At 42.5% G+C, this 610-nt stretch carries 1 protein-coding gene and 1 pseudogene; one reads left to right on the forward strand and one right to left on the reverse strand.

Going from position 1 to position 610, the window contains the following annotated elements:
• Positions 1-76, reverse strand: a pseudogene (locus QTO00_RS20620) (guanylate cyclase); the annotation flags it as partial.
• Between the two features lie 93 nt (positions 77-169).
• On the opposite strand from QTO00_RS20620, the gene QTO00_RS20625 reads away from it, so the two are divergent.
• The coding region (locus QTO00_RS20625; RefSeq protein ID WP_331426391.1) for an NUDIX hydrolase at positions 170-610 on the forward strand (441 nt) is incomplete at its 3' end.

Here is a 610-nt window from a genome sequence, read left to right on the forward strand (position 1 = left end):
GTATGTTATCGAGCACCTCTAGGCCAAACTTTTGCTCAACGAGGTCCATAAATTCTGTGAAGATAATTCCTTTCATCAGCGGTGCTATCCTTGCATAAAAACCGTTCATACAAAGCATGGTTCAAGTTTGAGTTATTTTCAACTGGATATGGGAGCTAACATATTGTCAATGCTAGATAAAAAACAATTAATTCAGCAGTTTCAAATGCATCAAACCGTCGACTACCACCATGGTGCACTCAATCGCGTTGCTCACTTAAAGCAAGACAAACTACGTAAGGCATCCGTTTTAATTGGTTTTATCGAGCGCGAAAATGGAATTAATGTACTTTTTACACGCCGAGCAAAACACCTCAAGCATCACCCCGGCCAGGTGAGTTTTCCTGGCGGAAAATTCGAAACGTCAGATCTGACTCTCGCCGAAACAGCCATAAGAGAGACCTATGAAGAGGTAGGAATCGACAGAGACAAAATCGATATTTTTGGCCAAATGCCAGAACTGGTGACTATCAGTCAATTTACCGTGACGCCATTTTTGGCATTCATTTCACCAGACTATCAAACTCGCATCGACAAGAACGAGGTAGACGAAGCGTTTGAAGTACCCGCA

The organism is Vibrio sp. M260118 (assembly GCF_036533755.1).
Lineage (GTDB): Bacteria > Pseudomonadota > Gammaproteobacteria > Enterobacterales > Vibrionaceae > Vibrio.